Annotated in this window: 7 protein-coding genes; 2 read left to right on the top strand and 5 right to left on the bottom strand. The window is 57.8% G+C overall.

The features are described from left to right. Nucleotides 1-428: 428 nt before the first annotated feature. From A1830_RS20670 to A1830_RS20650, 5 genes are all read right to left on the bottom strand, one after another. Entirely contained in the window at nucleotides 429-1,469 is a 1,041-nt protein-coding gene (locus tag A1830_RS20670; protein WP_067710465.1) for an oxidoreductase, read from the bottom strand. 109 nt (nucleotides 1,470-1,578) lie between these two features. Then, nucleotides 1,579-2,472, bottom strand: coding sequence for an arabinose operon transcriptional regulator AraC (araC, locus tag A1830_RS20665; RefSeq protein ID WP_067710463.1), 894 nt, complete (start codon nucleotides 2,470-2,472; stop codon nucleotides 1,579-1,581). Nucleotides 2,473-2,486: 14 nt separating this feature from the next. Continuing rightward, a complete protein-coding gene (gene araH, locus A1830_RS20660; RefSeq protein ID WP_067710461.1) occupies nucleotides 2,487-3,473 on the bottom strand; it encodes an L-arabinose ABC transporter permease AraH in 987 nt (328 codons plus the stop codon). 17 nt (nucleotides 3,474-3,490) lie between these two features. Then, nucleotides 3,491-5,014: an L-arabinose ABC transporter ATP-binding protein AraG gene (gene araG, locus A1830_RS20655; protein ID WP_067710459.1), complete on the bottom strand. Its 1,524-nt coding sequence runs from the start codon at nucleotides 5,012-5,014 to the stop codon at nucleotides 3,491-3,493. A 76-nt stretch (nucleotides 5,015-5,090) separates the two neighbouring features. Beyond that, nucleotides 5,091-6,074: an arabinose ABC transporter substrate-binding protein gene (locus A1830_RS20650; protein WP_067710458.1), complete on the bottom strand. Its 984-nt coding sequence runs from the start codon at nucleotides 6,072-6,074 to the stop codon at nucleotides 5,091-5,093. Between the two features lie 360 nt (nucleotides 6,075-6,434). On the opposite strand from A1830_RS20650, the gene A1830_RS20640 reads away from it, so the two are divergent. Both A1830_RS20640 and araA read left to right on the top strand, forming a co-directional pair. Next, nucleotides 6,435-8,126, top strand: a complete 1,692-nt coding sequence (locus A1830_RS20640; protein ID WP_067710454.1) for a ribulokinase — start codon at nucleotides 6,435-6,437, stop codon at nucleotides 8,124-8,126. A 1-nt stretch (nucleotide 8,127) separates the two neighbouring features. After that, nucleotides 8,128-9,633: an L-arabinose isomerase gene (araA, locus tag A1830_RS20635; protein WP_067710452.1), complete on the top strand. Its 1,506-nt coding sequence runs from the start codon at nucleotides 8,128-8,130 to the stop codon at nucleotides 9,631-9,633. Nucleotides 9,634-10,343 lie beyond the last annotated feature (710 nt).

Below are 10,343 nucleotides of genomic sequence, written 5' to 3'. Positions count from 1 at the left end.
CGAGCCCACACGGACGTGCTTGCGGCGTGTCCGCGTGACAACGGCCCCCGCAGGGCTTTGCACCGTATCACCGCAATGACAGCAAACATCCCAGATGCCAGGCTGGACATGGAGAGATTTTTAACAGCATCTACGTAGCCCGAGGCCAGGCTGGGCATGGAGAGGTTTTTAACAGCGTCTACGTAGCCAGCGGCCAGGCGGGGACCGTTGGCTTAGCGGACCGTCGAGCGCAGGGATGCGCGAGCCGAGCCCACACGGACGTGCTTGCGGCGTGTCCGCGTGACAACGGTCCCCGCAGGGCTTTGCACCGAATCCCCGCAACAACATGCGTGCCAATGCTTCCCGCATGGCTTTGCACCCTGTCCCCGCCAAGACAGCGAGCATCGCCAGCCCAATCCGATGACGATGCCCACACAGCCCGACTGGGCCTACTTAAGCGACATCGTCTGACGCTTCTCGGCGGACTGCAAACCCCGCTCGATCAGCTCCATAACCTGAATGGCTTCCTCCGCCGTCACCGGATTCGCGCCCTCACCCTTAATCGCATCACGGACCCCCGCATAGTACGCCGGATAATTCCCCGGCAGGGTCGGCAGCGGCGTTTCTACCAGCCTGTCACCCTCAACCCGCGTCAACACGCCATCACGACTGTCCTCACCCCAGCCCTCCACCGGCAGACGCGCACCGCTCTTAAGATCCTCTTCCTGCGGATCAAGGCCAAACTTCACAAAACTCCCGCCCGTCCCGTGCACCTGATAACGTGCAGATTCCGCAGCGACCAGCATGCTGGCATGCAGCACCACGCGCCGCTGTGGGTAGGTCAGTACCGCATGGAAATAATCGGTCGTCTGGGCACCAGGCCGTAGTTCCGCCATATCAACGTTAATCGCCACCGGCGAACCAAACAGCTGTAACGCCTGATCGATAAGGTGCGGTCCCAGATCGTACCAGATGCCGCTGCCTGCACCCTTCTGCTCACGCCAGCGGTTGCGGACCTCCGGACGGAACCGGTCAAAATGCGATTCAAAATAACGCACCTCACCCAGCGCACCCTCCGACAGCAGGGTTTTTAACGTCAGGAAATCACTGTCCCAGCGGCGGTTGTGAAATACCGAAAGCAGTAAGCCTTTCGCTTTTGCCAGCGCATCAAGCTCGTGCGCCTGTGACAACGTCACGGTAAAGGGTTTATCTACCACCACATGCTTACCCGCATTCAGCGCGGCTTTTGCCAGCGGGAAATGGGTCTCATTGGGGGTGGGGATAACAATGAGCTGCAAAGAGGGATCGTCGAATAGCGCCTGGGGTGTCGTGACCGTCGTCACTGATGGCCAGTCGGCGTGGACTTTATCAGCATCACTGCTGGAAACAGCGGCCAGTTCCATCCCGGGCGTCCCGGCAATTAGCGGGGCGTGGAAAGTTTTACTGGCGAAGCCGTAGCCGACCAGCCCTACGCGAATTTTATCGTTCATTGAGGGTTCCTCGTTATTCTTACCCCGTTGATTTAAGTCGATCAACGGGGTAAGAACAAGCGGGATTTACCTGAAATGTTGATGAAATCTTAAGCTTTAGCCCGAACTGTTACCATGTCTCCTGGGCCACAAGGTCATCGCTCGCCTCCAGAGAGCGCCGTCGGAAATCGCTGGGGCTGACGCCGACCCGTTTACGAAATACGCGGGAAAAGTAGAGCTGATCGTCGTAGCCCACCAGCCGACCAATCGTCGCGATGGGCTCCTGCGTCGTTTGCAGCAGCATTCTGGCGCGGATAACACGCTGATCTTCCCGCCAGCGCAGCAGGTTGACGCCCATCTGATCGCGGAAAAGGTGTGCCAGTCGCGAAGGGGAAAGGCAGACGTGATTTGCCACTTCCTCAATTTTTAGCTCACCGGCCAGGTTACGGGTCACGAACTGGCAGGCCTCAATAACCCGCGGATCGCGTACCTGCTGATGACTGCGGGGATCCTCTTCAATGGCGCGCAGCAGCAGTCGCTCAAGCAGATTCATCGCCAGCTCTTCCGCGTAGCGTTGCCCCGACGTATGGGTCTGCTCAATACTGGCAAACAGCTCCTCGAACTCAGCCCGCAGCGCTTCATCCAGCCTGAGCCGCCCCACGCCCTGCTTCTCATCCTGCCAGTCCAGCCAGTCATTCCAGTAGGCACGCGGACGAAAGTAGACCCAGCGGTGGTGCCAGCAGTCGCTCTCAGGTGACCGCCCATAATAGTGCTGGGTTTGCGGCTTAAACAGCAGCAAATCCCCGGGTTCGCAGTCGAATGCCCGTTCGCCGCTAAATACCTGTCCGCGCCCCCGGACGGTAAGGTTGATAATGTAGCCCTTCATACCTCCGGGCCTGTCGATAAAAAAATCCAGCGAGTCGCCAGCGTTAACCGGCGTCAGCCCTGCAACCAGCCAGGCATTAAACTGATAGCCTGGTAGCAACGGATTCAACTGCGCTACCGGTGCTAAACGATGATACATACGCGCCTCCGTTCTCAAGCCACTTTACTTTTCTGTTTGTAGCGGTCAAAAATCACCGCTGCCAGCAGGATCAGCCCCCGCACAACATACTGTGAAAAAGGTGAAATATTAAGAAGATTCATGGCGTTCTCAACCGTGCCAAGTATCAGCACGCCTGCCACAACGTAGGATATTTTGCCAATTCCGCCCTTCAGCGATACGCCGCCCAGTACGCAGGCCGAAATCACAATCAGCTCATAGCCCAGCGACGTCATGGGCTGACCGCTGGTCATACGTGAGGCCAGGATGATACCTGCGGCGGCAGAAACCAGCCCGGAGAGGATAAATATAATGATGCGTGTCCGTACGACCGGCACCCCGGCGAGTCGTGCGGCCTCTTCATTACCGCCGATAGCCAGGGTATTGCGGCCAAAGGTGGTTTTATTCAGCAGAAAGCCAAAAATAATCAGGGTTGCCACGGTCAGCCAGACCGGTGCAGGTACGCCCAGCCAGTTGGTGTAACCCAGTGCGAAAAAGCGTTCATCCTCGATCCCAACGGCCTTGCCATCCGAGAAGATATAGGCCAGCCCACGCACGATTTGCATCGTCGCGAGCGTGGTGATCAGCGCGTTTATTTTCAGTCTGGCAATCACGAAGCCGTTGACCAGTCCGCAAAGCATACCGAGCAGCAGTCCGGCGGCGATACCTAACCACAAACTCTCGCTCAGGTTAATCACTACCGCCGTCGTGACGCCGGCACAGGCAATCACCGAGGCGACGGAGAGGTCGAAATCACCTGATGCCAGACAGAACAGCATGCCACAGGCCACCATGCCGGACATTGACATGGCCAGCCCCAGCCCTTTCATATTGATTAGCGTGCCGAAGTTAGGAATAAATATTGTGCAGCCGATAAACAATACGGCAAACACCACCAGCATGCCGAAATTATCCCAGATGTGGCCCAGCCTGGCACGCTGTGATCGCTTTGGCGCAGCGGCGGGAGAGGTTGTTGTAGTCATCAAATTGCTCCTTCCAGTCAGGCCACGACTGCGGCTTGTTGAGTTGTTTTTGGCATGGCCATGCCAAGCGTCAGTGCTTCAGTGGCATGGTCATGGCTCAGTTCACCGGCTATTTCGCCTTCGCGCATGACGACAATACGATCCGCCAGCCCCATTACCTCAGGCAGGTCGCTGGAGGCAAACAGCACCGCAATGCCCTTCTCCGCCAGCGCGTAGATCAGGCTATAGATCTCATGCTTTGCACCGACATCAATGCCGCGCGTCGGTTCGTCGAGCAGGATCACCTTCATCTCTTCCGACAGCCAGCGCCCAAGAATGGCCTTCTGCTGATTGCCTCCCGACAGGTTCATGATCGGTTGATCGGCAGAGGGCGTTTTAATGTTTAGCGAACGGATATGGACGGCGGCATTGTGATTTTCCCACTGCCTGTCAATCAGGCAGCCCGCTTTGATATTGTTGCGGCGGGCGCTGATATTGATATTGTCGCGCACGGAGTGAACCGGAATAATGCCGTCTGCCTTACGATCTTCCGGGCAGAGCAGGATCCCGGCACGAATCGCGTGCGCCGGTTCGCGGATGGTCAGTTGCTCGCCGTCAAGCCACAGCGCCCCGCCGGTCAGCCGGGTTGCACCAAATAATCCTTTCATCAGTTCGCTGCGCCCGGCTCCGACCAGGCCAAACAGACCAACAATCTCCCCGGCACGAACGCTGAGGGAGATCGGCATCCGCACCCCTTTGGCCTGCACGTTATCAAGCCGCAGGCGGACCTCACCGCTTTCGCGTGGCCGGTAGCCATAGATATCGCCGATTTCCCTGCCTACCATCGCCTCGACCAGTTGGTCATGCGTGGTGTTCGCGACGTCATTAAAGGTACGCACCACGCGCCCATCCTTAAACACGGTGATGGCATCACTGAGCGCAAAAATCTCCTCCATGCGGTGGGAGACATACAGCACTACCCGCCCCAAATCCCTGAGTTTGCGGATAACGCGAAACAGATGTTCAATTTCCCGGGCAGAGAGTGAGCTGGTCGGCTCATCAAAGGCGATAACTTTGGCATTGCGCGCCAGCGCCTTGGCGATTTCCACCATCTGCCACTGACCCAGGGAAAGCGACTTCAGCGGCATATCGGGGTCGATATCCATCCCCAGATTTTTGAGCTGTAGCCCTGCCTCATAGCGCAGCAGTTTGCGGTTCACCAGTCCGGCACGCTGAGGTAGCTGGCCGAGATAAATATTCTCTGCTACCGACATTTCCGGTATCAGATGCAATTCCTGATAGATGATGGCCACGCCAGCGTCGAGCGCCGCGGTGGTGTGCGTAAAGCTGACGGGCTTGCCCTGTAGCCGGATCTCTCCGCTGGTCGGCTGATAGCTGCCGCTCAGGATTTTTAGCAGCGTGGATTTCCCTGCGCCATTTTCGCCCATCAGCGCATGTATCTGACCTGCTGCACAGTCGAAGCTGATATCCTGCAGCGCCTTTACGCCGGGAAAGGTTTTACCGATGGCGTGAAAGCTGAGCCAGGCGGGTTGCGTATTCATCGTTAACTCCTGCAAACGTTGCTTTCCACACCAGCGGGAACGCCCGATGACGCTCCCGTACCAACATGCTTCGCGGCTATTTCAGCCCTTTTTTGGCCAGTTCGGTGGTGAAGTTGTCGCGGGTGATCAGCACGACATCGGTCACTTCGGTGAACTTAGGCGGCTCGGCACCTTTGCTCACCCAGTTATAGAGCATCTGAATGCTTTTATAGCCGTGTACGTCCGGGCTGGGCAGCAGGGAGCCGTAAAAGCCGGTCGCATGGCCTTTTGACAGCTCGCTGACGGCATCAACGCCGTTAATGCCGATGCCAATAACGTCGGGTGCCTTAAAGCCCTGGCCTTCCGTCGCGCGCACGCCACCGAGAACGGTGTTGTCGTTCATGCCCAAAATCAGCCAGTGCTTAACGGCGGGGTGCTGGACCAGCAGGGAGTTACCCGCATCGAACGCGCCGGGAATATCGTTGGATTTAGTCGGCACTTTATAAATCTGCGCCGCCGGGAAGCCAGCCGCCCTGAGCGCATCCATCGAGCCGGAGGTGCGGCGGCGGGCGGTATCCAGCTCGTCGGCTGTAATCGCCATCACACCGGTCTCTTTGACGTCCCATCCGCGCTTTTGCATCTCTTTATACAGTTCCTGCCCCTGTCGCTCCCCGATCTTCGTGGCCGCCATCATCACCAGCGGTACGCTATCCATCGGTTTTCCTTTTGCGGTAACAAACTGATCGTCAACGGCAATCACCTTCAGGTCGTAGCTTTTGGCTTTGGCGATGATTGCCGAGCCGAGTTTGGGATCGGGTGTACAGATAACAAAGCCCTTCGCCCCACTGGCGGCCAGGCTGTCAATAGCGTTGAGGGTTTTCTCACCGTCGGGGACGGCAATTTTGATCACCTCAAAACCCATCTCCTTTCCGGCCTTATCGGCGAATTTCCATTCCGTCTGGAACCAGGGCTCTTCAGGCTGCTTGACCAGAAAACCCAGCTTCATGGTTTCGGCCATAGCCGAATGTGACATAACGGCGGCAAGTCCAACAGCGGCAAGTACATGGGTCATTTTAAACATAAGGCTCTCCGGCTCGGTTCCCGCTTTTTGCAGGGTTATGTAAATGTTAACAACATGAGGGTTATTTGCTTAAGAGCTTAAAACAGCGGCGTTTTCGGGATGCATACCAGCCAGTCTGTTAATGGCCGCTATTTTTATCGGGAACCTTATTGAGAAAGGGAGAGCGCAATCACACCCTGTAATTACGACCAGATAATCCATATATTCAGCCAAATTTGCCCCGCTTAAAGTTTTGAACCGCGTCACAATCCGCTGGGAGATGGCAGAAAAGTGCATATCTACAGCGTCCCTGGTCTAACGCCCAGGGAAGGGAGTTCTTAGGCTATTCACACCGTTCACTCAAACTGCCTGGAGAAGAAAATGCAGTTAGGTGCAATTACATTAGGTCTGGATTTCGGCAGCGATTCAGTTCGGGCCCTGGCGGTTGACTGTGCCAGTGGCAAAGAGCTCCATACGCAGGTCGTTCCCTATCCGCGCTGGCAGCAGGGCCAGTACAGCCAGAGCCGGATCAATCAGTTTCGCCACCATCCGCAGGACTATATCGACGCGTTTGAAAAAGCGATACGTGACGTTGTCACCCTCCTCACACCCGAACAGCGTCAGCAGGTGGTGGGTATTGGAGTGGATTCAACCGGTTCAACGCCCGCGCCGATAGACCGGGAAGGCAGAGTGCTGGCACTGCGTCCCGAATTTGCCGATAACCCTAACGCCATGTTTGTGCTGTGGAAAGATCATACGGCCATCAAAGAGGCCGAAGAGATCAACACCCTCTGCCACAGCGGGAAGTTCAACGATTATTCGCGTTACATCGGGGGGATTTATTCATCAGAGTGGTTCTGGGCCAAGATCATGCATGTCAGCCGGGAAGATGCCGCTGTGCGTGAGGCGGCTGTGTCATGGATTGAACTCTGTGACTGGGTTCCCGCCCTGCTGAGCGGCACAACGGCCCCCGAGGCGATTCGCCGCGGGCGCTGCGCCGCAGGCCACAAATCGCTGTGGCATCCTGACTGGCAGGGGCTGCCGGACCGGGGGTTTTTAAATGCCCTCGATCCGCTGCTTACCACGCAGCTCGACTTCCCCCTGTTTACCGATACCTGGACCGCCGATGTGCCCGTTGGCACCCTTACGGCGGAGTGGGCGGCGCGACTAAACCTGCCTGCGGGTATCCAGATTGCCGGGGGCGCCTTTGACTGCCATATGGGCGCGGTAGGAGCAGGCGCCAGACCCTGGACGCTGGTTAAAGTGATTGGCACCTCAACCTGCGACATCCTGATAGCCGATACCGAGCGGGTAGGAAACAGCGCCATCAGCGGGATTTGCGGCCAGGTTGACGGCAGCGTCATGCCGGGTGCTATCGGCCTGGAGGCCGGTCAGTCGGCATTTGGCGATATGTACGCCTGGTTCAGCCGCCTGCTGTGCTGGCCGCTGGAGCAGGCGACTGCCCGCCACCCTCACCTGAAGGAGGAAATAGACCAGGTTAGACGAGATTTACTCAACGACCTGACTCAGGCCTGGGTCAACGATCCGCAACTTGAGCATCTGCCGGTGGTGCTGGACTGGTTTAACGGTCGTCGTACGCCTTTTGCGAATCAGCGGCTGAAAGGTGTTATTACCGATCTTAATCTGGGTACCGATGCGCCTGCCCTGTTTGGTGGATTCATCGCCTCGACCGCCTTTGGCGCCCGCGCAATTATGGAGTGTTTTGAACAGCAGGGAATGCCGGTGGAGAACATTTTGACGCTGGGGGGCATTGCCCGTAAGTCACCGGCGATTATGCAGGTCTGCTGCGATGTGATGAATCGTCCGCTGGATATCGTGGCTTCTGACGAATGCTGCGCACTGGGTGCCGCCATTTTTGCCGCCGTTGCCGCGGGCGTTTATCCCGACGTCGCCACGGCACAGCAGAAGATGGCCAGTCCGGTTGCCGTCACCCTGCAACCCGATGCTTCACGCGTTGCCCGCTATCAGCAGCTTTATCAGCGTTACCTTCAGTGGTGTGACGTCGCAGAACCGATGTTCGCCTCACGCCCCTCTACTTTTAAAGGAGAATGATATGTCCTCACTCAATGCGCTTAAAGTCTGGTTTGTCATTGGTACCCAGCATCTCTACGGCGCAGAAACGCTTCGTCAGGTAGAGGATCATGCCCGCCAGGTTGTTGACGGCCTGAATCGCGACGGAGGGCTGCCCTTCCAGCTGATGCTGAAGCCCCTGGTGAAAAGTCCGGATGAGGCGCTGGCGCTCTGTCGTGAGGCTAATTACGCCGAAGAGTGCCTGGGTATTATCACCTGGCTGCATACTTTCTCTCCGGCGAAGATGTGGATTGGCGGCCTGTCGGTGCTGAATAAACCGCTATTGCAGTTTCATACCCAGTTTAACGCGGAGATCCCGTGGGACAGCATGGATATGGACTTTATGAATCTGAATCAGACCGCGCACGGTGGCCGTGAGTTTGGCTTTATTGGCGCGCGGATGCGTCTTCCTCACAGCGTGATAACCGGTCACTGGCAGGATAAGACCGCGCGTGAGCGTATCGGCAAATGGATGCGTGCCGCCGCGGCTAAACAGGCCAGCCAGCAGCTGAAGGTGGCGCGATTTGGCGATAATATGCGCGAGGTGGCCGTTACCGAGGGGGATAAGGTTGCAGCGCAGATTCAGTTCGGCTACGCGGTTAACGGCTGGGGCGTGGGCGATCTTGTCGAGGTGATTAATGGCGTAAGCGACGGTGATGTTAACGCTCTGGTGGATGAGTACGAAAGTCTGTACGACTTTACTGCCGCCGCCGCAGTGAATGGCGAGAAGCGTCAGAACGTTCTCGATGCGGCACGCATTGAGCTGGGGATTAAAGGTTTTCTACAGGCCGAGGGCTGCATGGCCTTTACCACCAATTTTCAGACGCTGCACGGCATGACGCAGCTGCCGGGGCTGGCGGTACAGCGGCTGATGCAGCAGGGTTATGGCTTTGCCGGTGAGGGGGACTGGAAGACGGCGGCGCTGCTGCATATCTTTAAGGTGATGTCGACGGGCCTGCCCGGTGGCACTTCCTTTATGGAGGATTATACCTATCACTTTTCACCGGGTAACGAGCTGGTGCTGGGTTCGCATATGCTGGAGGTTTGCCCGTCTATCGCGAAAGAGCCGCGGCCGTTGATCGACGTGCAGTTTCTGGGCATTGGCGGCAAGGCCGATCCCGCAAGGCTGATTTTTTCCACCCCGGCGGGTCGCGCGGTTAACGCGAGCGTGATTGATATGGGCGATCGTTTCCGTTTGCTGGTGAATGTGGTGGATGCCATTGAGCAGCCGAAACCGCTGCCGAAGCTGCCGGTTGCCCGTGCGCTGTGGCGTGCCCAGCCTTCACTGGCAACGGCATCTGAAGCCTGGATTCTGGGCGGCGGCGCACATCATACGGTGTTCAGTCAGGCTCTGACGGTTGAGGATATGCGTCAGTACGGCGAGATGCACGGTATCGAGGTGTTGGTCATTGATGACGAGACTACGCTGCATGGCTTCAAGGATGCGCTGCGCTGGAACGAGGCTTATTACCGGCTGAATCAGCGTTAAATCTTCAGGGCGGAGGGTAACTGGAGCGGGGCCTGATGCCCGGTGATTGTCGCCTGCGGGTGGGGCCCGGTACTGCACAGGCCTGAGGGGTCGCCTACGGGTGGGGCCCGGTGCCTGGCGGTCCTCACGCCGCGCCTGGCGCGGTTCCTTCGCTCCGCTCGTTGACCTTTCGGACCGGGCATGACGGGACATCCCTGTCCCGGCATGCCCTTGTGCCAGCCTCCCTGNGCATCCCTGCTGGCCCATCCGGGTCTTCCTCCCTTCACTCAGCGCTGCGGAATGCCTGTCACCGGGCCCCCCCCGTCTGCTCCTTTTGCATTGTGCGGGCTGTGGGTAATAACGGTTAGAATTACATGCAAGCTCTTACACCTCCGCTTGTTAACCTCTCTTATCGGGCATAAAACGATATCCCTGTTCCGGCTGCCCTTGCGCCAGCATCCCTGCTGGCCCATCAGGGTCTTACTCTCTTCACTCAGCGCGGCGGAATGCCTGTCACCGGACCCCACTCGTTTGTTCCTTTTGCTTTGTGCTGGCTGCGGGTAAAGGCAACTTAGAAGCCCGAGAGGTGGACAATCCCTGCGGTTGACGGGCAATCCGCAGCGCTGCGGCGCAGACGGAAGGCCAGGCGAGGGCAGCAGGGATGCTGCACTCAGGGAGCGGCGGGCAGGACGCCCGCTCGCGACCGGGCCGTCCGGCCTGAAGTCGGAGCC

The sequence above is a fragment of the Erwinia sp. ErVv1 genome, from assembly GCF_900068895.1.
Lineage (GTDB): Bacteria > Pseudomonadota > Gammaproteobacteria > Enterobacterales > Enterobacteriaceae > Erwinia.
Note: the sequence above shows the minus strand (reverse complement) of the source record. Positions and strands in the feature narration are given on the sequence as shown.